Origin of the sequence: Stenotrophomonas sp. CFBP 13725 (genome assembly GCF_014841935.1) — a bacterium.
Taxonomy (GTDB): Bacteria; Pseudomonadota; Gammaproteobacteria; order Xanthomonadales; family Xanthomonadaceae; genus Stenotrophomonas.
Genome location: NZ_JACYUV010000004.1, coordinates 326,916 through 352,294, shown reverse-complemented (window position 1 = coordinate 352,294; position 25,379 = coordinate 326,916). Strand labels below are relative to the sequence as shown.

Here is a 25,379-nt window from a genome sequence, read left to right as displayed (position 1 = left end):
CCGGCCACCAGGGATTCCCGGCCAGGCGCTTGTAGCGACCTGCCTGGTTGAAGCCGATGACCCGTTCTGCCCCCCTCACCCTGCATCGCCTGCCGCAGGCGCTGCTGGCCGCCCTGTGCACCCTCGCTGCCGCACCTGCGTTTGCCCAGCAGGGTGTCGCACCCGACGGCGCCAGCCCCTCGGCGACCACCCTCGACGGCGTGGTGGTCAAGGGCGAGCGGGCCGAAGGTTATTCGGTGCGCCGCACGTCGGCCGGCACCCGCTTCTCGCTGGCGCCGCGCGAGATTCCGCAGTCGATCAGCATCATCAGCCACCAGCGCATCGAAGATCAGAACCTGGATGACATCCTCGACGTGCTGGCCAACACCACCGGCGTCAGCAGCACCCAGTCCGATACCGAGCGCACCGAGTTCTACGCGCGCGGCTTCTACATCGACAGCTACCAGTTCGACGGCCTGCCCACGCAGATGGTGCAGAACTGGAGCTATGGCGATTCCGGCCTGGACCTGGCCCTGTACGACCGTGTCGAAGTGGTGCGCGGCGCGACCGGCCTGCTGACCGGCGCCGGCAATCCGTCGGCCTCGGTGAACCTGATCCGCAAGCATGCCGACAGCGCCGAGCTGGCCGGCAGCGTGTCGGTCAACGTCGGCAGCTGGGGCCGCACCCGCACCACGGTGGACGTGGGCAGTGCGTTGAATGCCAGCGGCACGGTGCGCGGTCGTGTGATCGGCAGCTACCTGGATACCGAATCGCAGATGGACCGCTACAACCAGCACAAGACGCTGGGCTACGCCGTCATCGATGCCGACCTGACCCCGGACACCCTGCTCAGCGTGGGCTACGACTACCAGCAGAAGCGTGCCAACGGCGCGACCTGGGGTGGCTTCCCGATGCTGTTCTCCGACGGCAGCCCGACGCCGTTCGACGAATCGTTCAGCGCCAACCCGGGCTGGACCTATTGGGACACCACCAGCAAGCGTCTGTTCGCGACCCTGGAACATGCGTTCGCCAACGACTGGAAGGTCAAGCTCGGCGCTACGCATGACACCACCAAGGCCGACGACAAGCTGTTCTACCCCGCCTACAACGACTGGACCACGGGCGCCTCGCTGCTGGACAAGAATACCGGTGCCGGCGTCACGCCCTCGGCCGGTTTCTACAACACCGAGCGCAAGGTCAACGCGGTGGACGGCTTCGTGGAAGGTCCGTTCCAGCTGTTCGGTCGCGAGCACCAGTTCATGGCCGGCCTGAGCTACAACAAGCGCGAGTTCGCCAACTACGGCGACTACCAGGTCGGCTGGGCGCCGCTGGACAACTACCTGGCCGGCGTGGGCAATTTCCCGGAACCCAACTGGGCTGCCACCCTGCCGTTGCAGAGCGAAGGCACCATTACCCAGAAAGCCGGCTACGCGGCTACCCGCCTGTCGCTTGCTGATCCGCTGAAGCTGATCCTCGGCGCGCGCTACACCGACTGGGAGAGCACGGGCGAAGGGGCCGACCGCTCGCACAAGGTCACCACCCCGTACGCGGGCCTGGTGTTCGACATCAACGATACCTACTCCACGTACGCCAGCTACACCGAAATCTTCCAGCCGCAGACCGCACGCGACCGCAGCGGCAGCTACCTGGATCCGGTGGACGGCAAGAGCTATGAGATCGGCGTCAAGGGCGCGTGGTTCGACAACCGCCTGAACGCCTCGGTCGCGACCTTCCGTATCGAGCAGGACAACGTGGCACAGGTCACCAGCGAGCTGATCCCGAGCCGCCCAGGCGAGTTTGCCTACATCGCTGCACGCGGTACGGTCAGCCGTGGCTTCGAGCTGGAGCTCAACGGCGAACTGACTCCGGGCTGGAATGCCACCTTCGGTGCGTCGCGCTACGTGGCCAAGGACATCAACGACGCCGACATCAACACCAACCTGCCGCAGACCACGATCAAGCTGTTCACCAGCTACACCCCGCAGTCGCTGAGCGCGCTGACGGTCGGCGGCGGTGCCAACTGGCAGAACCGCATCTACTATCCGGTGCCCGCCTACGGTCGTATCGAGCAGGAGGGCTATGCGCTGGTCAGCGCGTTCGTACGCTACCGCATCTCGCCGGAGTTCAGCGTGCAGGCCAACCTCAACAACCTGCTGGACAAGAAGTACCTGTCGCAGATCAACGGCTACGGTGCGTTCGGTGACGGTCGCAATGGCTCGCTGACGTTTACCTACAACTTCTGAGTTTCGTTGACTGAAATCGGGGTCAGAGTGCTTTCGCAAAGCGAACGGACTCTGACCCCTTTCTGCATCAGAACCGCAGATCCGCCCTCGCATACCAGAAGCGGCCACGCGGGATGTCATACGTGGACGCGTCATAACCGTTCAACGAGCACGACAGGCAGATCGGTGGATCCTTGTCGAACACGTTGTTCAACCCCAGGCTCAGCTGCAGCCCCTTCATCCAGTCGACCTTGTAGCCCACCTGCATGTCATGGAAGGTGGTCGCCGACAGCTCATTCGTGCCCTCGGCCTGGTTGCCGCAGATGGGGAACGCCACGGCATCGCCACACTGTTCGGTCAGCTTGCTGATATGGCGCACCGTCCATGAAGCGTTCCAGTTGTCCAGCGCCCACGACACGCTGGCGTTGCTGGTCCATTCCGGAATCGAACTATCGGCGACTTCCACGCCCGGTTCCTGCGGCTGCCGCTGCCCGGCTGCACCCAGTGCCTCGTAGCGTCCGACGAAGGTGTTCTGCCAACCCAGCTTGAACTGCCCCATGTCGGTCTGCGGCAGGGTGTAGAACAGGTCCACATCCCAGCCATCGGTCTTGATCGAACCGAGGTTGGTCAGCCGGTTGTTGAAGCTGCTGATCGCACCGGTATTGGCACGCGTGATGCCACTGCAGTACAGCGGGTCCAGCGAATCCACGCACAGGTCCAGCTGGGTCTGCGCGTTGATGGCTTGAATCGCGCCTTCGATCGTGTGGCGATAGAACGTCACCTCCACATCGAAGCGCTCCGACCATTCAGTGTTGTTGGCGAACCAGGGGCTCCACACGAAGCCGGCGCTGAAGCTGCGCGAATGCTCCGGGTCCAGCTCGATGTTGCCGCCGGTGGTGACCGAAATCTGCGAGTTCGCTGACTGGAAGCCGGTCGGCACGCCCAACGCCGCGCAGTTGGCAGCACTACCGCGCGGTGCATCGCCGCCCAGCCCGATGGAGCACGGATCGAAGATTTCCAGATCGCCGCGTGCCGCCGAACCGTACAGCTCGCCGATGGACGGTGCACGGAAGCCTTCGGCATAACTGGTGCGCAGCACGAAGTCATCGGTCACCTGCCAGCGCAGGCCGTATTTCGGCGTGAACTCGCCGCCGAAGGTGGAGTAGTCCGAGTAACGTCCGGCCAGGCTCAGATCCAGCTTCTCGCCCAGCGCGCTCTTGGCGAAGATCGGGATGCTCAGCTCCAGGTAGGCTTCGTTGACGTCGTAGGAACCGGATGTCGGCAGAGACGGAACACCGTTGTAATGGCCGATCACGGTCAGCGGATCAGGTTGGTAGGAGCCCTCGTACTTGCGGTACTCGTAGCCTGTCGCGAAGGCCACCGGACCGGCAGGCAAGGTGAAGAGCTCGCTGGACAGGTTGGCGGTGAACAGGCTCAGCTCATTCTGGCTGCGGTCACGCACCACCGGCTGGATCCACTGCAGCATGGCCGGGGTAATGCTTCCTTCACCACTGAAAATATCCAGTGGTACGCAACCCGGAGTCGCCGCGCAGATTGCCGGATCGCCGAGCGCGAGATTAACGTTGTAGATGTTGTAGCTGCCGTAGTTGGTCTGCTCGGCCTTGTTCTTGCTGTACATGCCGTTCACGTCCCAGAACCAGCTCCGATCAGCCGCCTCGAAGTCGCCAACCAATCCCGTTGCTACGTAGCGGGTGTTGACCTCCTGTTCGAACACACGCGCGCCACCTTCCACCGGACGACGGCCGATGAACTGCATGTTTCCCGAGGAAATCAGATCGAAGCCGAACGGGTTGAAGGGATTCAGCGCCGACACGGTGATGTTGTCCGCCAGTGGATTTCCCGTGCCTGCGTTCGGTCCCAGACCCAGAGGTTCGGGCGCCGCCTGGTTCGTGGACTCGCGGCGATTTCCCAGTGCCTTGACGTACCACTGTACGTTGTCACTGATGTCAAACCGGAACTGCCCGAACACGCCCTTTCGCTCTGAGGGGGTCAACAGCAGGTTGTACTCGGCATAGTTGAAACGGTCCGAACTGCTGAAGCAATGGTAGTCGTCTGCACGGCTGCACCCTGCGCTGCCGTCATAGCGGGGTGCACCGGCGCCGACGTTGGGGACCAGATCCTGCACGGCGCCCGTGTTGGGATCGACGAACTGAAATCGCCCTTGGGGAATGCTCCCACTCCCGAACGAGAGTCCGGTGCCCGGCTTGGGCAAGCGCGACTGCTCCCGCGTATTGGCATACACCGGATCCTGCTTCGTATAACTCGCCCCCAGGAACAGGCTGTAGCGGTCCCCCTGCGTACCCCAGGCCAGGTCCACGCCCTTCTGCGCGCCATCGCCTTTGCTGTACTCACCGTAGTTCATCGTCACCTGCGCGCCATCGAAATTGCGGCGGGTGATGATGTTGACCACGCCGGCAATGGCGTCGGATCCGTACAACGACGAGGCACCGTCTTCCAGCACCTCGATGCGTTCCACAATGGCCAGCGGAATGGTGTTCAGGTCGGTTGCAGAGCCCACGCCGGAGGCCGACGATTCGTTGACCCAGCGGATGCCATCGACCAGCACCAGCACGCGCTTGGCGCCCAGATGACGCAGATCCACCTGCGCCGAGCCCGCCCCCACCCCGCTGCCATCCGGCGGGAAACCGAAATTGCCGGACGAATTGAACTTCGCGTTGAGCGCCGACCCGGAACCGGTCAGCTGCTGCAGCACCTCGCCGATGGAGGTCAGGCCGGTGCGTTCGATTTCAGTGCGCGTGAGGGTCTGGATAGGCAGGTGGCCCTCCACTTCGGCCCGCTTGATGCGCGAGCCGGTGACCTCGACACGATCCAGGTCGGTGGCGACCCGCGGCGTCTCCTGTGCCATGACCATGGCCGATGACATCAATCCTACGCACAGCGATACAGCGGCCGCCAAGGGGCGGCAATGCAGATTGTTCATTCGCTTCTCTCTCTCCAGATGGGCGGGCAAATCAACTGCTGGGATCACACAGCGTCCTAGTTGTAAACAAGTTGTAAAACGGGTGAAGTGATCCACGCCTCGCTTTCACTTGGATTGCACAAAGCCGAATGCGCATGAGCGGTCGCTGCAAACGCCCGTTGAAGTGCCTGCATGCAGCGTGTGCGAAACTGAATTCAGCCTTCCACCGCTATGCTGGGACCATGACTCGACATCCTTGCCCTGCCCTGTCCCTGCTCGCCGTGGCCACCTTGCTGTGTGCCGTTGTACCGAGCGCTTCCGCCCAATCCAGCGACGCCCAGCGCGCCCAACTGAAGGCGGCCATCGCCGATGCCGAGCGCGGCCAGTTCAACGCGGCCCAAGCCGGCACGCTCAGCCGCAACCCGGCGTATGGGTGGCTGGAGTACGCGAACCTGCGGCGCAACATCGAAACGGTCAGCAACGACCAGGCGCAGTCGTTCCTCAAACGCTATGACGGCCAAGCCGTGGCCACGACCTTCCGCGGCGTATGGCTGCCCGCTGTAGCGCGCCGCCAGGACTGGGCGACCCTGCTCGCCAACTGGGCGCCCACCGAGAACACCGGGCTGCGCTGTGCGCAGCTGAGCGCCCGCCAAGCCACCGGCAAGATCGACGCACAGTGGACCAGTGAAGCGCAGGAACTGTGGCGCAAGAACGGCAAGGCGCTGCCCGATGGCTGCGATGCCGTGTTCACCGCGCTGCAGGCACAGGGCGGGCTGAGCGATGCACTGCGCTGGGAACGGATCGATGCGGCGGCCGATGCCCAGCAGCCGGCGGTAATGCGCAGTGCGGCCCGTGGCCTGCCCGCGGCCGATCTGGCGCTGGCTACCGACTACGCCGCGTTCGTCGATTCCCCCAATGCGAAGGCACTGAACTGGCCACGCAACGAGCGCAGCAAACGCATCGCCACCGATGGCCTGGAAAAGCTGGCGAAAGCCAACCCGGACGCCACCGAGCAACAGTTGCCGCAGTATGCACAGGCGCTGGGGCTGAGTGCGGAGCAGCAGGCGCAGGTGCGGTACCAGATCGCCCTGTGGACGGTGGCGTCGTACCTGCCCGATTCGGCGCGTCGCCTCAATGCGGTGCCCGATTCGGCCTATGACGAACGGCTGCACGAATGGCGCGTACGTGAAGCGATGTCACGCGGTGACTGGCCGGCGACGTTGGCCGCCATCCGCAAGATGGGCCCGACCCAGCGTGCGGACTCGCGCTGGACCTACTTCGAAGCACGCATGCTGGAGAAAACGGGACAGGCCGCGCAGGCCAAGGCCGTGTTCGCGCGTGCCGCCAGCTCGCCGACCTTCCATGGCTTCCTGGCCGCCGACAAGCTGCAGCAGCCCTACATGCTGTGCCCCTGGAAGCCCAACGACAGTGCCTCGGCGCGTGCCGCCGTGTCGCGCGACCCGGCCATCGTGCGGGCCATGGAGCTGTACCGCATCGACCGCGCCAGTTGGGCAACGGCCGAATGGAACAGTGCGCTGGCCAAATTCGATGACACCCAGCGCCGACTGGCGGTGGAAGTGGCACAGGAAAACGGATGGTTCGACCGGGCCGTGTTCTCGCTGGGCAAGCAGCCCGACGAGCAGCGCCTGTATCACCTGCGCTTCCCGCTGCACCACGATGGCAGCATCCGCCGCGAGGCATCGCGCAACGCAATCGATCCCGCCTGGGTGGCGGCCGAGATCCGCGCCGAGAGCATCTTCAGCCCGAACGCACGCTCTCCCGCCAATGCGATGGGCCTGATGCAGGTGCTGCCCGCCACCGGCGCAGCGGTCGCCAAGAGCATCGGCCTGACCAATTACGGCGGCGCGTCGAGCCTGTACGACCCGGACACCAACATCGCCATCGGCACTGCGTACCTGCGCCAGCTGATGAACAAGTACGACGGCCTGCCCTACGTCACGATCGCCGCCTACAACGCAGGCCCCACGCCCACCGCGCGTTGGCAGGGCCAGCGGCCCGGCTTCGATCCTGACCTGTGGATCGAGACCATCAGCTACAAGGAAACCCGCGAGTACGTCGCCCGCGTGCTGGCCTTCAGCGTGATCTACGACTGGCGTCTCAATGGCGATGCGCTGCCGCTCAGTGATCGATTGATGGGCAAGCTGGTGGACACCCGCAAGAAGTTCACCTGCACCGCTGCAGCGGGTTCCAAGGCGGATTGATCGCGCCGCACGCCGCGATGACCGGTAGCGCCGAGCCCTGCTCGGCGAGCGCAGCGGGAGCACCCACAGCGGAAGCGTAACGGCCAGCAGCGGTTACTACCTTCGCCGAACCCGCCGTATCATGGGGTCATGAAGATCTATCTCGTCGGCGGCGCGGTGCGCGACCGCCTGCTGCAACGTCCCGCCGGTGACCGGGACTGGGTGGTCGTCGGTGCCACGCCGGCCGACATGCAGGCCCAGGGCTACCGTGCCGTGGGCCGCGACTTCCCCGTATTCCTGCACCCTGACAGTGCGGAGGAGTACGCGCTCGCCCGCACCGAGCGCAAATCCGGGCGCGGCTACCGCGGCTTCGTGGTCGATGCCGATCCATCGGTGACGCTGGAAGAAGACCTGCTACGCCGCGATTTCACCATCAACGCGATCGCCAGCGATGAAGACAGCGGCACGCTGGTCGACCCCTATGGCGGTGTGCGTGACATCGAGCAGCGCGTGCTCCGCCACGTTGGCCCGGCCTTCGTCGAAGATCCGCTGCGCGTGCTGCGTGCCGCGCGCTTCATGGCGCGCTTCGCCCCCCTGGGCTTCAGCGTGGCGGAAGAGACCATGGCGCTGATGCGCGAGGTCGCAGCCAGTGGGGAACTGGATGCCCTCGTGCCGGAACGCGTATGGCAGGAACTACGTCGTGCGCTGGCGTGCGAGCGCCCTTCCGCGTTCCTGCGCACCCTGCACGATGCCCATGCGCTGGGCCCGATCCTGCCCGAGCTGGAGGCCCTGTACGGTGTCCCGCAGCGCGCGGAATACCATCCTGAAGTAGACACCGGAGTGCATCAGGAAATGGTCAGCGACATGGCCGCCCGGTTGGCACCCGGCGATGACCTGGTCGGTTTCGCGGCGCTGACCCATGACCTGGGAAAAGGCCTGACGCCACCGGAAGAATGGCCGCGCCACATCATGCACGAACAGCGCGGCGTCAAGCCGCTGAAGGCCCTGTGTGCACGCCTGAAGATCCCCGCCGAGCACCAGCAACTGGCCGAAGCGGTGTGCCGCGAGCACCTCAATGTGCACCGCATCGACGAGCTGCGCGATGCCACGGTACTGGAGCTGCTGGGTCGCTGCGATACGCTGCGGCGGCCCGAACGCATCGCCCGCATCGCGCTGTGCTGCGAAGCGGACAAACGCGGGCGACTGGGCTTCGAGGACAGCGATTACCCCCAAGGGGAGACGCTGAAGCGGCTTCACCGTGCCGCGCTGTCGGTGCAGGCCCGCGACCTCGACACCACCGACCTGCAGGGCCCCGCCATCGGCCAGGCCCTTGCCAGGGCGCGCATCACCGCGATCGCGGCGGCGCGCCGGCGCTGACTCAGCGCGCCTCGCCGCGGGTGAACGCGTCGGCGCGCTGCTTCAACTGGGTGACCGCATCGGGGATCATCTCCATGCCGATGTCGTAGCCCGGGTTCAGCACGATGCCCACGCCATCGGAGATAGCGCTCAGCAACCAGCGCATTTCCACCTGCAGCGCATTCTCGAACTGCGGCAACTGCTCACTCCAGGCGCTGGCACGTTCGACGGCGGAGAAGATCGCGAACATCGGCTCATCGCCTTCACTGGTCAGCACCAGCGGGTTGATCGACTCATCCCAGTCGGCGTCCGGGCCGACCGGCTTGTCCAGCAGCACGAAGACCTGGTCCGCCAGCAGGCTGTCCAGGAATTCCGGGGCCTGCAGCGTTCCGTCCTGGGCCTGCAGCAGTCGCACTTCCAGCTCGTTCAGTGGTTCAAAGGGGGCTTCGGCTTCCACGGTTACTCCTGCTTGCGTGCGGTCACGCGTGATCGTTGCCGCAACTTTAGCAGGCCGTGACGTTGTCATCCTGTGGAACAGCGCAGCCACCACCCCGGGCGTGGGGATCTGGCCGTGGGGATCTGGCCGTGTGGACTTGGTCGCGGGGATCTGGCCGTGGGGTTCTGGTAGAGCCGACTTCAGTCGGCTGCTGTTGCGATGCGTGCAGGCCCAGCCGACTGAAGTCGGCTCTACCGGATAGGCGCGGGGATCGGGCCGTGGGGATCTGGTCGCGGGGATCGGGCCGTGGGGATCTGGTCGCGGGGATCTGGCCGTGGGGTTCTGGTAGAGCCGACTTCAGTCGGCTGCTGTTGCGATGCGCGCAGGCGCAGCCGACTGAAGTCGGCTCTACCGGATATTCCGTGGGCAGGAATCCGCCCTACCAGTCAAACCGCAGGCCGATGTTGCCCTCCACGCTCTTCCTTTCGCGGTTGCGGTCTTCCAGGTCGCGGGTGTAATCCGCGACCGCATACGCGCTCACGTTGCGGTTGAAGCGCCCGACCACACCCACACCGACGTCCCATGCGCTGGTCTGCTGCCCGGACACGATGCGGTTGCTGCCGAAGTCGACGCGGTCATCGCCGTCCAGGGTCTTCCAGTAATTGAGCTTGAAATACGGCTGCCAGCCGTTGTCCGCCAGTCCGTAATCGCCGGCAATACGCAGGCCGATGCGGCCGGTCCATGCGGTGTCCGCACCGAAACCAATCGCCGCCACCGCATCCGCTGCGTCGTCCAGCGATTGCCGCTGCCAGATCACCTGCAGTTGCGGCTCCAGCCACCAGGCTGATTGACCGAACCGCAGCAGCGGCTTGCCGGCCTCAAGCGAGGCACTGGTACCGTCGCCGCGTACGTCGATGCCCAGCCCGCGCGTGGACCACGCCTCACCGCGGTAGCGGCTCTGCATGACCACCGCGTCCAGATAGCCGCCGGCAGATCCCACACCGGTCCAGCTCAGCCCAACGTGCTTGTCGTCCAACCGCGTCTGGCCAACCTGGACGTTCTCCCACCCGAGCGCGAGTCCGGTGATGCGGCCCGTGGCGCGGGTGCGCCCGACGAACACGCCCCACTGGCCGCGGAAGGTTTCGTCGCCACTGGCATACAGATCGATACCCGCCTGCAGGCCCTGCAGGTCACCGTCAAAGCCGGTCAGCGCGTCGCCGTTCCAGTGCTGCTCTTCGCTGCTGCCGATCAACCGGCCCCATGCGCCACGCGCCGCACCCTGACCCACCAGCAACCGCTGCTCACCCTGCCGCTCGTGGAAGGTACCCAGCGAGGCCTGGGAGACCGTGCGCAGCAGCGACGGCACCACCGCGTAGGCCGGCGTCTCAAGCCTGTAGATGGGCGTGACGGCAGCCTGCGAAGGGCGCGCGCCTGGCGTAGGCGGCAAGGCCAGCGGACCGGGAACCACGGCCACCTCATCCGGCACCACCGGCGGCGTCTCCAGAACCGGAGGCGGTACCGGCGCGGGCTCTGCGGGTGCCGGTGGCGGCGCAGGTTCCGGCGCGACCGGATCCGGATCCGGCGTGACCGGATCCACCGGGACATCCGGCGGCGGTGGCGGTGCGGGCGGCAACACCGGTGGCGGTGTACCGATCGGTTCCGGCGGCGGCGGCTCGGGCAGCGGGGGCGTCACCGGCGGCGGCGCAGGTGCGGGATCTGCACTCGCCACGATGGTGGATCGCAGGTACCAGTTCTCACCTGTCCCGGCATTCACCCCGCCCTTGAACAGGAAGTACTCATACGCGCCGACAGACAACGGGCTGAACAGCGCGAAGGCATCGGCCGTGGTCGTTGCGCCATTGCTTGCCTGCACCAGCAGGATGCCATCGGACACGGTCGCCGCGCCACCACCACCGGCATTGAATACGCCGATGCCGGTCGTGCCGCTGGCGGTGCCACCGGACACCACCAGGCGGTCGCTGGCCGAACTGTCATCGCCCAGCACCGTATTGAGATACAGGCCGCCGCCGTTCCCGGTGTAATTGCCGTTGACGGTGAACACATCACCGGCGACGTCATTGCTGCTCATGTCGAGGCGTCCGGCGTTGATCACAGTCGCCAGTGCTCCCGCCGTGAAGGCAGAAATGCCGTTCGCACCGCTACCGAACAACGCACTGGTCGGATCGATATCCAGCGTACCGGTTGTCGTGCCGATGTCCCCCAGCACCAGCGTGCCATCGAAGGTCAGCTGGCTGTCGTTGCGCAGCGCGATGCTCTCCCAACCGGCGTAGCGCGCCACGGCGGTGCTCTTGACGTTGTCCATCACCAGCGCATCCACGCCGACGCCGCCCTCAAGACGCGGGACCGCACCGAGGTGGGATTCGTTGAGGTTCGCCAAGCGCGCGGTGTCATTGCCCTCGCCCATGTCGATCAGGTCATGCACCACCCCGCCACCGCTCCAGTCCAGCGTATCGTTGCCCACGCTCATGCGGATCTCGCCGCGCACGGTGCCACCGGTGAGGGTCACGCTGTCATCGCCACCACTGACGCTGATGTTGCCGCCGATATAGCCGTCGGACAGGATGATCGTGTCGCGTCCAAAGCCGGTCACCAGGTTGCCGTCGATGGTGCCGCCGGACATGTCGAAGACGTTGTTGTCGAGCTTCATGTTGACCCGTCCGATGCGCCCACCGGTCATCTCGGCGTAGTCGCCGTCCTCGAACGCACCGATGCGTAGTCGCCGTCCTCGAACGCACCGATGATGCGGCCGCCGGTCATGCGGAAGGAGTCGTAGTTGTCACCCTGCAGCAAGGCGCCGAGGGTGCCGTCGGTCATCAGGAAGTTGTCGGTGCCGTTGCCCTGCTGCACCGTCCCGGTGACGCTGCCACCGCTGATCTGCAGGCTGTCCACACCGTCGCCCTGGTCCAGCGAGGCCAGCGTGCCCGCGCTCAGCACTGCGGTGTCTTCGCCCGCGCCCTGCGTAGTAGCACCATTGACCACGCCACCTTGCACCTCCAGCCGATCGTTGCCGGCGCCCTGTGCAAGGGCCCCGGTGAGGGTCCCGCCGGCACGCAGAATCGCCGTATCGTTGCCCGCACCCTGGTCCACGCTGCCGTCGATGCGCCCGGACAGATCCAGCAGGTCATCGCCGGCACCGAGCACGACATTGCCGGTTACCAGGCCTGCATTGATGAAGTCCAGCGCGCCCCCGCCGGTAGCCGCTATCGCGGTGCCGTCGGCCTGGATGACACCGGTGCCGGTGTTGACTACACGGTTGCGTCCGGTGCTGTTGTTGAACCCGATCGCCGCCGCGTTGGTGGCGGTGAGGGAGCCGCTGTTGCTCAGCACATTACCCACGCCGGCGAAGCTGACCGCGCTGGCATTGCCGACCACGACGCCTGCCCCCGATTGCACCTCCACCGTGCGGCCGTCGTCGGGCCCGCCATCGCCGCTGCCCACCGTCGAGGTCCATGGATTCGGCACAGTGGCATCGCAGACCGTGGTGGTACCCGTCGTCACGCAGTTGGCACCTGCAGGAAGCGCTGCCACCAGCAACGCCGTACCGGCGAACGCGCGCCGTGTCAGCAGAGAAGCTATGCACGGGAAGAGGGGCGATCGCGCGGAACGTTGCATAGGACGTCTCCAACGGGGGAATGAACGAGCTACGAGGAACGTGGCAGTGCCGATGAATCTGAGTTCACATACGTGGACCCTACGTGTCAGGGCCCTGCGGCCGTCGATGACCGCTCGGTACCTTTACGGACCTTAAACTGGGACCTGTTATGCATGGACACTGTGAAAACCGTCAACGCTCACGCGCCGCGCACACGCGTGAATCACTTCATATCTTGACGTAGATGTGTCGACGATCCAGCCACCACGCCACGACCCACCACGCCCCCACGAAACCACACGCGACGAGCAGCGAGGCCAACGCGGGCTGCGTGGGCAACGCATCACGCATCAGTTGCCATGCACGTGCCCAAGCACCCGTAGCGCCCAATACGACCGACAGCACGGATGCCCCCAGATACACCGTGATCGCGTTCACGCCGAACCGCCGTCCCACGGCCGGCCAGCCTCGCCGGTCCACCAGCATGTGGGCGATCAGCAACAGCAGCGTCGCGAGCCCACCGCTCCACAGAACGTAGGTCGGCGTCCACAACGCTTTGTTGAAGGGCAGTGCGCCCGCTCCGGCGACGCCCAGCGCCGCGCTGGCCAACCCCACTGCCAGCAAGGCACCGTGGCGACCCGATCGCAACAGGCCACCGGCGATCACGCCCAGCAAGGTAGTCGCCAACGCACCCATGCTGCTCAGCAGCCCCTCCGGATCGTGGCCCCGCCCGCTGTCGGGATGCCACTGGTACACCCATGGTGCGAACAGCGCAGTATCGAGTCGGCTGGCCGGATCCAGCAGGGGCTGCAGCGTATCCGCGGCAAGCAGCAGCGCCGCATACACCGCCAGCAGCAGCACCAGCGCGATCCACTGCACGGTCGGCCGCGCGAACACCACCAGCACCCCCACCAGCGCGGAGCACAGGGCGATCCGCTGCAGCACGCCCCACAGGCGGTAATGCGGCAGGTCCAGCAGCCACCACGCCAGCGCATGCAGCAAGGCACCGGCGAGCAGGATGCGCGCTGCACGTTGCAGCACGCCACGCACCAACGCGGGACGCGCCGCCGGCAGCGCCGCACGTGGCACCACGCTGAAGGCCATCGACACGCCGACGAGGAAAAGGAAGAACGGGAAGATCAGATCGGTGGGCGTGCACCCGTCCCACTGCGCATGCAGCAGCGGCGCATAGACGTGGTCCCAGCTGCCCGGATTGTTGACCACCAGCATCGCCGCCACGGTGAGGCCCCGCAGCGCGTCGATGGACGCAAGGCGCAGGCCCGCGCCGGTGCTCATGCGGCCTCGTACTGCCCGGCGATCCAGGTCCCACGCACCTGCAGCGCATCATCCAGCACCACCAGGTCGGCCTGGAATCCTTCCGCGATATGCCCCATCCGATCATCCACGTTGAGGAACTGCGCCGGATAGGTGGATGCCATGCGGGCCGCTTCGGCCAATGGCTGGCCCAGCAGTTGCACCGTATTGCGCACGGCCGTCGCCATGTCCAGCGCAGACCCCGCAAGCGAGCCCGCCGCATTGCGGACGACACCCTCGATGGCGGTGATGGTTTCGCCGTACAGAACGTAACTGGGGTCGGCCGCGCCCACCGGCGGCATGGCATCGGTGACCAGCAGCAGGCGCCCACGTGGCTTCGCAGCCAGCGCCACACGCAGGCTGCCCGGGTGCACGTGCACCCCGTCGACGATGATGCCGACCCAACTGTCGCGGTCTTCCAGTGCCGCCCCGACCGCACCGGGTTCGCGCCCCTGCAGCGGTGACATCGCGTTGTACAGATGGGTGAAGCCGCGGATGCCGGCATCCAGCCCGGCACGCACTTCTTCGTAGCTGGCGGCGGTATGCCCGGCGGCGACGATCACCCCGCGCTCCACCAGCGCGCGGATGGTCTCCAGCGGCACCCTCTCCGGGGCGAGCGTCAGCAGGGTCACGCCATTGTCCAGCGAGGCGGCCAAGGCGATTTCATCGGCATCGGGCACGCGGAACTTGCTGGCGTCATGGGTGCCCTTGCGCGCCGGTGCGATGTACGGGCCTTCCAGGTGGATGCCGAGTACGCCTGGCACCGCCTGCGCAATGGCGTCATGCGTGGCCGCGATCGCTGCACGCATCACCTCCAGGTCATCGCTGATCAGCGTGGGCAGCATCGCGGTGGTGCCGAAACGCCGGTGGGCTGCGGCAATCGTGCGCAGTGTCGCCACGTCCGGCGTGTTGTTGAACAACGCGCCGCCACCGCCGTTGACCTGCACGTCGATGAAACCGGGCAGCAGCCAGCCCCCTTGCAGGTCCACCTGCTCGCCGGCATGGCCAAGCGACGGTGCCGCGTCGGGCAACACGGCGGTGATGCGGCCCGCTTCCAGCACGAGGGCAAGGTCATCGCGGAACTCATCGCCCACCAGCATGCGGGCATTGCGCAGCACCTGTTTCATCAGACGGTCTCCGTGACCTTGTTCAGATGCGGCGGCAGGTCCGGGTTGTGCCCGCGGCGCAGCGCCAGTGCGTTGATCGCGCGGTAGAAACTCTGCACCGTGAGCAGCGGGGCGCACAGGGGATGCGGTGCTGCCGCGACTGGCAACTCGCCGCCGGCACCGGCCAACCAGACCTGCGCGCCACGCGCGGCGAACTCATCGGCCACCGCACGCGTACCGGCGCCGGTCTCGTCAGGCTGGGCAAAGGCCAACACCGGGAAGCCAGGGCCGACCAACGCCATCGGGCCATGCTTGACCTCGGCCGAGCTGTAGGCCTCTGCATGCAGCCCGCAGGTCTCCTTGAACTTCAACGCCGCTTCCTGCGCCGCGCCCAGGCCCAGGCCGCGCCCCAACACGAACAGATTGCTGGCTTCCACCAGGCCATCGGTCACCGCACTCCAGTCCGCCTGCCAGGCGCTGCGCAGTGCATCCGGCAATGCCTGCAGCGCTGCCCGCAGCGCGCTGTCCTGCTTCCAGTACGCCGCCAGCTGCAGCAGTGCGGCCAGCGAGGCCAGATAGCTCTTGGTGGCCGCAACACTGCGCTCGGCGCCGGCATGCAGCGGAATCACCGTATCGGCCAGCTGCGCCAGCGGTGAATCCTCCACGTTGACCAGCGCCACCACCCGCGCGCCTGCGGCCTTGGCCGCTTCCGCGTTGCGCAGCAGGTCCGGACTCTTGCCGGACTGCGAGATCACGATGAACAGTGCGCCACGCAGCTGCAACGGCGCAGCGTACACCGACCCGACCGACGGCGAGGCAGAGGCCACCACCACCCCCAGCTGGGTTTCCAGCAGGTACTTGCCGTAGGTAGCCGCATGATCCGAGCTTCCGCGCGCGCAGGTCACCACGAATGGCGGAGGCGACTGGCGCAGGCTGGCAGCCAGCGACTCCATCACGCCATGGTTGCGCGCGAACTGGGCGGCGATGACTTCCGCCGCTTCAGCGGCTTCACGGTACATCAGGGTGTCGGCAGGTGCGGGCAGCGTCATGACGGTACTCAGGGAGGATCGGAAGGAAGGGTGCGTGTTGCCGACGGACGCATCGGCGCAGTGGATCCGCGCACCACCAGCTGCGGCACGAAGCCCTGGTTGTGCAGCGGTGACGGCGTGTCGTCGTAGGCGTCGCTGCGCAGTTGCGCGATCAACAGGCGCGCGGCGTGGCGGGCGATGTCCTCGGTTGCCTGTTTGGCCGTGGTCAGCGGCGGCCACGACTGCCGCGAGAACGGACTGTCTTCGAATCCGGCGATCGACAGGTCGTAAGGCACGTTCATGCCAGCCGACTTTGCAGCGGCAAGCACGCCGGCCGCGATTTCGTCGTTGGAGCCGAAGATCGCCGTCGGCGGTTCACGCAGCGCCAGCAGCCGCCGTGCACCGCGGAATCCGTCGTCGAAGGTGTAATCGCCCTGCACCACCAGATGCTTGTCCACGGTCATGCCGTAGTCCTTCAGTGCGGCTTCGTAGCCGGCGTGCCGCTCCACCGAGGACCGGTGCGAACTGCCACCCCAAAGGAAGCCGATGCGCTGGTGGCCCAGCTGGATCAGGTGCTCGGTCACCTCATAGGCCGCTTCGCGGTCGTCGACGAACACGCATGCACCATCGGCCGGGTCTTCGGTGGCCGCGATGATGCGCACCAGCTTGATGCCACGCGCGGTCAGTGCCTGCACCAGGTCGCGGCGCTCGGACATCGGGGCAGTCAGCACCAGTCCGGCCAGCCGCGAACGCGCCACCCAGTCCGCCAGCTCCTCGGCAAGCATCGGCGAGCTGGAGTCGCAGGGATGGATCTGCAGGCCGAAGCCGGTTTCCCGGCACGCCGCCAGCACGCCGTTCTGTACGCCGATGATGTGGTACGGATTGGGGTTGTCGTAGACCAGCCCGACCACGAAGGTCGTGCCGCTGCGCAGGTTGCGTGCCGACGGATCGGGCTCGTAGTCCAGTTCCGCCACGGCGCGCAGCACGCGCGCACGGGTGGCCTGCATCACCGATGGTTCGTTGTTGATGACACGCGATACGGTCTTCAGCGAAACCTTCGCCTTTTCGGCGACGTCCTTGATGGTCGCTCTGCGCATTGCCGTTCCCCGCGGTTGGTCTGGTGCGTCCATGATCGCCGATCAGGCCGCATCGCGCGGCAGGCCGGCGCGATGGCCGATCACCGAGTAGAACAGGATGTACAGGTAGCACGGCACCATCAGCAGCAGGAACACCAGCTGGAAGTCCGCATGCTGCTTCAGCACCGCGAATGCCTGCGGGATGATCGCGCCGCCGGCGATACCCATCACCAGCAGCGCCGATCCGGTTTCCGTGAAGCGTCCCAGCCCACGGATGGCGAGCGGGAAGATGGCCGGCCACATCATGGCGTTGGCGAACCCGAGCAGGGCCACGAAGGCCACCGAGGCATAGCCGTGGGTGAAGTAGGCCCCCAGGCAGAACAGCACGCCCAGGCAGGCGGAGATGCTCAGGTAACGCGACTGCGAGACCACCTTGGGAATCAGCAGCAGGCCAACCACATAGCCCACCAGCATCGCGCCCAGGGTGAGCGAGGTGAACATCTTGGTCTGGTCCAGCGGCAGGTCGAAGCTGTGGCCGTAGGTGCCGATGGCATCACCGGCCATCACCTCCACGCCCACGTAGACGAACAGGCACAGCACGCCCAGCCACAGGTGCGGGAACTGGAAAATGCTGCTGCGCTCCACGCCGCCCTTGCCGGCGGGACTGGCATTGGCTTCAGCGGTCTTCAGCTCGGGCAGCGGCGAGAACAGCACGGCCACCGCCAGCACCACCAGCAGCGCCGCCATGCCCAGGTAAGGCGCATGGATCTTCGCAGCGAACTCGTTGAGCAAGGTCGCCCGGGTCGCTGCGTCCGCCTGTTCCACCGCAGTGGACAGATCCCCTATCCCATGCAGCACCAAAGTGCCGATCAGCAACGGGGCCAGCATGCCCGCGATCTTGTTGCAGATGCCCATCATCGCGATGCGTCGCGCGGCCGTTTCGATCGGCCCGAGGATGCTGATGTAGGGATTGATCGCAGTCTGCAGCAGCGCCAGGCCACTGCCGATCACGAACAGGCCGCCCAGCGCACCGGGATACCAGCGCTGCGTGGCGAACTCGCCGAACAAGGCGGCGCCGGCCGCCATCACCAGCAGGCTCAGGCTCAGTCCCTTCTTCATGCCGGTGCGGCGCAGGATCCACGACGACGGCAGGGCGAGGAAGAAGTACGACAGATAGAACACCATCAGCACCAGGAACGCGCCGACTTCGTCCAGCTCGAAGGCCAGCTTGACGAAGGTGATCAGCGGCCCGTTGAGCCAGGTGAAGAAACCGATCAGGAAGAACAGGACGCCGACGATGGCGATGGAGGTCGTGACGCTGGTACGTGCAGGTGCAGCGGGGACAGCGGACATCGGCAAGGCTCCTGCTGCGACGCCGCGGTCTGCGTCGTCGAAGAATGGCTGGGAACAACGTTGTCACATTCTTTCGACGAGCGCGGGGGATTTGTCAACTTGCTCGCGCTGCTGTCACCCCGGATGCTGCAGCGCCACATGCGACACAGGATTTCGATCTGAATACGTAGAAGGCCCTGTGCCACTGATGTGGAAGGCGCTTCTCCCGCCGCTGCTTGCCAGCAATGTAATCGTTTCCGGTCAAAACAATCTCTTGCAGCGCAGCAACGAAATATTCACAGGTTCGTTGACATCGTTGTCAACAGAGCGCCATATTCCGCTTCAACCGCGGGTCATTCTCGATCCGCACCCTGCAGGAGCCCGCGTGACCGCTGCCAGCCATCCCGCCCCCGCCCACGTGCTGTCCAGCGCTGCGCCGAGCTTCCTGGCCGCAGATGTCGGCGGAACCCATGTACGGGTGGCCCGCGTGCAGGCCAGCGGCGATGACGCCCATCCGGTCCGTCTGCTGGATTACCGCAAGTACCGCAACGTCGACCATCCGGGACTGGCTGCCATTCTTTCGGATTTCCTCGGCGACAGCGCCCGCCCCGCTCATTGCGTTGTGGCCACTGCGGGTTACGCCCGCGAAGACGGCACGGTGATCACCGCCAATGTGCCGTGGCCGCTGTCGGCCCGCCAGCTCGAGACCGATACCGGCGTGCAGCACGTGCATATCGTTAACGATTTCGAGGCGGTCGCCCATGCCGCCGCTCAGGTGGATGCCAGTGGCGTGCTTCACCTGTGTGGACCCGAAAGCGCGCCGCGCGGACCGACCCTGGTGGTCGGGCCCGGCACCGGGCTGGGTGCGGCACTCTGGATCCCCACCGCCCATGGTCCGGTGGTCCTGGCCACTGAAGCCGGACAGGCCAGCCTTGCCACCAGCGATGAACTGGAAATGGCGATCCTGCGCCACATGCTGCGCGCACGGTCGCATGTGTCGGTGGAACACGCCCTGTCAGGTCCCGGCCTGATCAACCTCTATACCGCGGTGTGCGCCGTGGAAGGCCAGCCCGCCACACTGCGCACGCCCGACGCAGTGACTGCCGCTGCGGTGGCGGGCACCGATGCGCAGGCACGCAGGGCGCTCGAAGTCTTCTGTGGACTGCTCGGCAGCACCATCGGTGACATGGCCCTGCTGTATGGCGCCCACGGCGGGGTTTACCTCGCCGGCGGCATCCTGCCGCAGATCCGCGATTTCCTGCGCGCCAGCACCTTCGTCGCGCGCTATCTCAACAAGGGTCCGATGAGCGAAGCGCTGCAACGGATCCCGGTCAAGGTGGTGGAGCACGGCCAGCTGGGCGTGATCGGCGCCGCCAGCTGGTACCTGGGCCAGCAATCCCGCTGACCGCTGCAGCGCGCGCAGGCGCGTGCAGGCAGCACCGAACATGCAGCACCGGAACACGCCGTACGCACCACCCGGACTACCCGATCACGCCGGCCGCGGCGCGATCGCACGACAGCAGCAACCACGCGCCGACGAGGCGAACATCGAGTGATGAGGAGAGACATCATGAATACCCGCAAGTCCGTACTTTCGGCCGCCGTCGTCAGTTGCCTGGCCTTCGCCGCCCATGCCCAGCAGACCCCGCAGGACCTCGACACGATCACCGTGGTCGGCATCCGTGCCAGCCTGGAGAAATCGCTCGACACCAAGCGCAACAACGTAGGCATCTCCGAAGCGATCACCGCCGAGGACATCGGCAAGTTCCCCAGCACGAACGTCGCTGAAGCGCTGTCGCAGATCCCGGGCGTGACCCTGGACCGCCGCTTCGGCCAGGGCGAGCGGGTCAGCATCGATGGCACCGATCCCAGCCTCAACCTGTCCTTCCTGGATGGCCACCCCGTCGCGCAGGCAATCTGGCTGTACGGCGAGCAGCCCAATCGCGGCTTCGATTACACCCTGTTGTCGCCGCAGATCCTCGGCCGTGCGGAGATCATCAAATCGTCCGAAGCACGCCTGACCGAAGGCAGCCTGGGCGGCACCGTGTTGATGCACACGCGCCAGCCGCTGGACCTGAAGAAGAATGAAGTCGCCGCTTCGGTGGGCTACAGCTACAGCCAGCAGGCCAGCGAGGGCAAGCCGAACGCGGCAGCACTCTACAGCTGGAAGACCGATGACGAGACCTTCGGCATCGCGGTATCCGCGCAGCACTATGAAGAAGCCGTCGACCGCCAGGGCACCGAAGTGTTCGGCTACGCCAAGGCCAGCAGCTTCCCCAACGCCACCGGTGTGGCGCCGGACGTGGACGTGCCCAACTCCATCAACGCGGCGTGGTTCCAGCAGGAACGCAAGCGCGACAGTGCCGTGGTGAACCTGCAGTTCAAGCCGAACGAAGACCTGGAGTTCAACCTCAGCGGTCTGTACATCAAGGAGAACTTCGACAACTACAACCAGTCGATGTACTCCTTCCTGACCTGGAACGATGGCACGCGCAACGCGGTCGATACGCTGGGCGGCGTGCGCAACGGGGTCGCCACCACGGGCCATTCCGGGGCCAACAGCGATCTCACCAGCGGCACGGTCATCTATGACAACAACGTGCGCGAATCCGAAGTCACCACCAAGGGCCTGGACCTGCGCGGTGCCTGGAAAGGCGAGACCTGGGGTGTCAGCGGCCAGGCGGGACAGAGCAAGTCCGAGAACAAGAACCTGGCGCAGTACTTCATCGAGCCCGTCTACAACGGGGCCTACGGCTGGAGCCTGGACAAGGGGCTGAGCTTCGATGATCCCGCCGCTGCACGCGATCCGGCCAACTGGGGCGCACCCGGCGGCTGGCTCGGCAACAACGGCGTGTTCGCCACCGAAAGCAAGGACACCTACGCGCAGCTGGACTTCAATGTGCAGTTCGACAGCATCTTCAACCAGCTGCAGTTCGGCGTACGCCACGGCAAGCATGAAGAGAACTTCGAGCTCAACGTGTATGGCGGCGTGCGTACCGGCAACCTGGTCGACGTCGGCACGATCGGCCTGACCGACATCCAGGGCTTCGGTGATGACCAGGCTCGCCACATCCAGGTCGGCCGTGACAACGTGCTCGCCTGGGTCAAGGGCAGCCCGCTGGACTTCGCCAATCCGGATCCGTCCAGCTACCTCAACAACAGCTGGGCCCTGGAGCAGACCAACAACGCGGCCTACGCACAGCTGAACTTCTCCAACGGTCCGATGCGCGGCAACGTCGGCGTGCGCTACGTCGACTCCAAGACCCAGGGCAGCGGCTTCGTCTACGGCGGCACCCCCACGCTGACCGACCTGGACAGCAAGTGGCAGACGCAGACGAAGAAGGAAGACTTCGTCCTGCCCTCGCTGAGCGTGGCCTGGGATACCGACAGCGACTGGGTGTTCCGCTTCTCCGCCGCGAAGGTGATCGCCTGGGCGCCGTACAACCAGATGGTCAACAACACCTTCCTCAACGACACCCAGCTGACCGGCTCCGGCGGCAATGCTGCACTGTCGCCGTACGAATCCTGGAACTTCAACGTATCGGCGGAGTACTACTACGCGCCGCAGGCGGTCGCTGCGTGGTCGGTGTTCTACAAGAAGATCGACAACTACATCGACACCTCCGCCACCATCGAGCGCCAGTACAACTCGATCCGCGATACCTCGCCCACCACCTGGGCCAGCGTGGTTGGCACCAACGGATGCACCGTGGATGGCTACTGCGATTACAGCATCCAGCGTCCGCGCAATGCCGGCAGCGGCCACGTCAAGGGCTTCAACCTCAGCCTGCAGCAGCCGTTCGGCGACAGCGGCTTCGGCCTGACCGCCAACTACACCTATGCCAACGGCGAGAACAACAGCGGCGATCCGCTGCCCTACCAGTCGCGCAACTCGATTGCCTTCAGCCCGTACTTCGAGAAAGGCCCGCTCAACGCACGCCTGACCTACAACTGGCGTGACAGCTACCTGGCCGGTGGCTACGTCGCGGGTGCGGCACCGGCAAGCGTGGACGACTACGCCGAACTGGGCGCCAGCATCGGCTATACGTTCAACGACAACTGGTCGCTCAACGTGGACGCGCAGAACCTGCTGGACGAGACCTACTTCCAGTACCTCGGCGACAAGGAGCACCTGGCGGGCAAGTACAAGAGCGGCCGCCGCTACATGGCGACCGTGCACTTCAAGTTCTAAGCTGACGTTGTTCCCTCGCAACGGGCCCGGTCATCCGGGCCCGTTGCATGAGGGGGTCTGGAAAAACGGCGACGCCCCGCAGGTCGCCCTTCACAGGAGTCTGTTCTGATGCGTCTGGTATCCCTGGCACCGCTGCTGCTGAGCATGGCGTTCGCGCCACTGGCACTGGCCAACGACCCACCCGCGATCGACAACGCACCCGGCCCGCAACTGCGCAGCGGCAGCGTGATGGTCATCCCCGCCCCGGCGCAGGTGCACCGCACCACCGGCGAGGGCTTCACGATCACCGCCGCGACGTCCCTGCAGGCCGAGGGAACCGCCGCACGGCGCGTGGCCGCGCAGTTCGCTGATCTGCTTGCACGCAGTGGTGGCCCCACGCTGGTGCCGGGCAAGGTCACCGCCCAGGGCGGCGTGCGCTTTGTGCTGGACCGCAGCGCCCCGGCCACGCGTCTGCCGGCGACACCGGATGAGCGCTATGTACTGGAATCCACGGCCCGCGGCATCACCGTGCGGGCGACCAGCGAAGCCGGCCTGTTCTATGGCGCCACTACGCTCGCGCAGCTCGCCACCGGTGGCAGCAACGGGTTGGTGCCACCGGTGCGTATCGAGGATGCCCCCCGTTTCACCTGGCGTGGCTTGATGCTCGATTCGGCGCGCCATTTCCAGAGCCTGGACGAGATCAAGCAGGTGCTTGATGCAATGGCCGCGCACAAGCTCAACACCTTCCACTGGCATCTCACCGATGACCAGGGCTGGCGCATGGAGATCAAGCGCTACCCGAAGCTGACCGAAGTCGGCAGCTGCCGGATTCCGGCCGGCGACGGCGGACGCGATGCGGTCACCGGCGCCCCCCGTCCTTACTGCGGCTTCTATACCCAGCAGCAGATCCGCGAGGTCATCGCCTACGCCGCGGCGCTGCACATCCAGGTGATCCCGGAGATCGACGTGCCGGGGCATGCGACGGCCGCCATCGCCGCGTATCCGGAACTGGGCGTACTGGACACCCCGCTGCAGCCGTTGAGCGAATGGGGCGTGTTCCCGAATCTGTTCAACACCGAGGAGAGCACCTTCGTCTTCCTGGAAAACGTGCTGGAGGAAGTGATCGATCTCTTCCCGGCGGCCTATGTGCACGTCGGCGGCGATGAGGCCGTAAAGGATCAATGGATCGCTTCGGCACGCGTCCAGCAGCGCATGAAGGAACTGGGGGCGACCGATGAAATGCAGATGCAGAGCCATCTGATCAAACGCCTGGAGACCTTCCTGGAACAGCACGACCGCCGATTGATCGGCTGGGATGAGATTCTCGAAGGCGGGCTGCCGCCGCAGGCCACGGTGATGTCCTGGCGTGGCACCGAAGGGGGATTGAAGGCGGCCAGCGAAGGCCACGATGTGGTGATGTCGCCGGTCACCGACATGTACATGGACTACCTGCAGACGGCATCGCCCAACGAACCACCGGGTCGGCCCCTGCTGACCACGCTGGCACGCACCTACGCTTTCGAACCGGTCCCGGCCACGCTGGCGGCGGACAAGCAGCACCATATCCTGGGCCTGCAGGCCAACATGTTCACCGAGCACACGCGCACCCATGCGCGCCTGCAGCACAACCTGTTCCCGCGCCTGGCCGCCGTTGCCGAAACCGGCTGGAGCCCGGTGCAGCAACGTGATTTCCGCGACTTCCTGGCCCGTCTGCCCGCACAGCTGCAGCGCTACCGCGCGTGGGGGCTGGCCTATGCGCAGACGCCCTTCGAGGTGGCGGTGGACCACCAGGACGACCGCCGTACCGGCAGCGTGCAGGTCCGCCTGGCAAATCCACTGGGCTACGAGGTGCGCTATCGCACCGATGGCCAGCCGGTCACCGCCGACGCGACGCTGTACACATCGCCGCTGCAGGCCACCGTACCGGTCACCGTGCAGGCGGCTGCTTTCTTCAACGGCCAGCCGCTCGCGGCTGCACCGACCCAGGCGGCCTACACCGCCCGATCGCTGCTGACCCGCCGCGATGATGAACTGCTGACCTGCCCGGGCCCCGGACAGCTGCTGCTGCGGCTGGAAGATGATGGTCCGGCCGATGGCCCGCGCGCCGTGTTCAACGTCAACATCTTCAATCCATGCTGGCGCTGGGCCGATGCAGACCTCACCGGTATCCGCACGCTGAAGGTCCGCGCCGGCCGCATCCCGTACTACTTCCAACTGGCCCACGACGAACCGCAGCGAAAGTTCGAGGCGGCCACGCGCCCACACGGCGAGATGAAGATCCGTCGCGGCGACTGCAGCGGGCCGGCGCTTGCCGAAGTCCCGTTGCCCGCCAATCTGGGCGCCGATGGATTCATCACCCTGGAAGCCGCGTTGCCCAAGCGACTCACCGGCAAGGGCGATCTGTGCATCAACTTCACCGGCGACACCCGTCCGGCGATGTGGGTGCTGGACGAAGTAACTCTGGCCGAATGACGGCAAGCCAGTAGCGCTGCGGCGTAGCTTGATCGCTACGCCACAATGGCACTTTCGGCCTGCGCATTCGCGGCAAGCGCTGACAGATGATGCAGTCCACTTCATCCAGGCTGTTGGAGCGGCATTTCCGCC

At 65.8% G+C, this 25,379-nt stretch carries 15 protein-coding genes; 6 read left to right on the top strand and 9 right to left on the bottom strand.

Annotation, left to right across the window (positions count from 1 at the left end; genetic code table 11):
* Positions 1 to 56 precede the first annotated feature (56 nt).
* Positions 57 to 2,222, top strand: coding sequence for a ferric-rhodotorulic acid/ferric-coprogen receptor FhuE (gene fhuE / locus IFT65_RS09665; protein ID WP_192081271.1), 2,166 nt, complete (start codon positions 57 to 59; stop codon positions 2,220 to 2,222).
* Positions 2,223 to 2,289: 67 nt separating this feature from the next.
* Here the strand turns inward: fhuE and IFT65_RS09660 are convergent, their stop codons facing one another.
* The gene (locus IFT65_RS09660; RefSeq protein WP_192081270.1) at positions 2,290 to 5,163 is read right to left on the bottom strand and encodes a TonB-dependent receptor; all 2,874 of its coding nucleotides are present in this window, start codon (positions 5,161 to 5,163) and stop codon (positions 2,290 to 2,292) included.
* A 221-nt stretch (positions 5,164 to 5,384) separates the two neighbouring features.
* Here IFT65_RS09660 and IFT65_RS09655 point away from each other — a divergent pair, with 221 nt between their 5' ends.
* Together IFT65_RS09655 and IFT65_RS09650 are read left to right on the top strand one after the other, a co-directional pair.
* Complete coding sequence (locus IFT65_RS09655; protein ID WP_192081269.1) at positions 5,385 to 7,364, top strand: transglycosylase SLT domain-containing protein; 1,980 nt, start codon at positions 5,385 to 5,387, stop codon at positions 7,362 to 7,364.
* Positions 7,365 to 7,493: 129 nt separating this feature from the next.
* Positions 7,494 to 8,720, top strand: coding sequence for a multifunctional CCA addition/repair protein (locus IFT65_RS09650; RefSeq protein WP_192081268.1), 1,227 nt, complete (start codon positions 7,494 to 7,496; stop codon positions 8,718 to 8,720).
* Between the two features lies 1 nt (position 8,721).
* Here the strand turns inward: IFT65_RS09650 and IFT65_RS09645 are convergent, their stop codons facing one another.
* The 8 genes from IFT65_RS09645 to IFT65_RS09610 all read right to left on the bottom strand — a co-directional run bounded on the left by IFT65_RS09645 (position 8,722) and on the right by IFT65_RS09610 (position 18,625).
* Entirely contained in the window at positions 8,722 to 9,156 is a 435-nt protein-coding gene (locus IFT65_RS09645) for an SseB family protein (RefSeq protein ID WP_188326181.1), read from the bottom strand.
* 418 nt (positions 9,157 to 9,574) lie between these two features.
* Positions 9,575 to 11,803 (bottom strand): autotransporter outer membrane beta-barrel domain-containing protein, encoded by a 2,229-nt coding sequence (locus IFT65_RS09640; RefSeq protein WP_249405111.1) that lies wholly within the window; start codon positions 11,801 to 11,803, stop codon positions 9,575 to 9,577.
* A gap of 26 nt (positions 11,804 to 11,829) precedes the next feature.
* A complete protein-coding gene (locus tag IFT65_RS09635; protein ID WP_192081266.1) occupies positions 11,830 to 12,654 on the bottom strand; it encodes a hypothetical protein in 825 nt (274 codons plus the stop codon).
* Positions 12,655 to 12,976: 322 nt separating this feature from the next.
* Positions 12,977 to 14,044, bottom strand: coding sequence for a heparan-alpha-glucosaminide N-acetyltransferase domain-containing protein (locus tag IFT65_RS09630; protein ID WP_192081265.1), 1,068 nt, complete (start codon positions 14,042 to 14,044; stop codon positions 12,977 to 12,979).
* Positions 14,041 to 15,189 (bottom strand): N-acetylglucosamine-6-phosphate deacetylase, encoded by a 1,149-nt coding sequence (gene nagA / locus IFT65_RS09625; RefSeq protein WP_192081264.1) that lies wholly within the window; start codon positions 15,187 to 15,189, stop codon positions 14,041 to 14,043. The genes IFT65_RS09630 and nagA overlap by 4 nt, the downstream gene beginning before the upstream one ends.
* Complete coding sequence (locus IFT65_RS09620; RefSeq protein ID WP_192081263.1) at positions 15,189 to 16,217, bottom strand: SIS domain-containing protein; 1,029 nt, start codon at positions 16,215 to 16,217, stop codon at positions 15,189 to 15,191. Before IFT65_RS09620 ends, nagA begins: the two co-directional genes overlap by 1 nt.
* An 8-nt stretch (positions 16,218 to 16,225) precedes the next feature.
* Entirely contained in the window at positions 16,226 to 17,293 is a 1,068-nt protein-coding gene (locus IFT65_RS09615; RefSeq protein WP_188326176.1) for a LacI family DNA-binding transcriptional regulator, read from the bottom strand.
* Between the two features lie 42 nt (positions 17,294 to 17,335).
* A complete protein-coding gene (locus IFT65_RS09610) occupies positions 17,336 to 18,625 on the bottom strand; it encodes a sugar MFS transporter (protein ID WP_188326175.1) in 1,290 nt (429 codons plus the stop codon).
* A 364-nt stretch (positions 18,626 to 18,989) separates the two neighbouring features.
* On the opposite strand from IFT65_RS09610, the gene IFT65_RS09605 reads away from it, so the two are divergent.
* The 3 genes from IFT65_RS09605 to IFT65_RS09595 all read left to right on the top strand — a co-directional run bounded on the left by IFT65_RS09605 (position 18,990) and on the right by IFT65_RS09595 (position 25,247).
* Positions 18,990 to 20,009, top strand: a complete 1,020-nt coding sequence (locus IFT65_RS09605) for a glucokinase (protein ID WP_192081262.1) — start codon at positions 18,990 to 18,992, stop codon at positions 20,007 to 20,009.
* A 165-nt stretch (positions 20,010 to 20,174) separates the two neighbouring features.
* On the top strand, positions 20,175 to 22,796 hold the full coding sequence (locus IFT65_RS09600; protein WP_192081261.1) for a TonB-dependent receptor: 2,622 nt from the start codon (positions 20,175 to 20,177) through the stop codon (positions 22,794 to 22,796).
* Between the two features lie 108 nt (positions 22,797 to 22,904).
* Complete coding sequence (locus tag IFT65_RS09595; RefSeq protein WP_192081260.1) at positions 22,905 to 25,247, top strand: family 20 glycosylhydrolase; 2,343 nt, start codon at positions 22,905 to 22,907, stop codon at positions 25,245 to 25,247.
* The last annotated feature ends 132 nt before the right edge of the window (positions 25,248 to 25,379 follow it).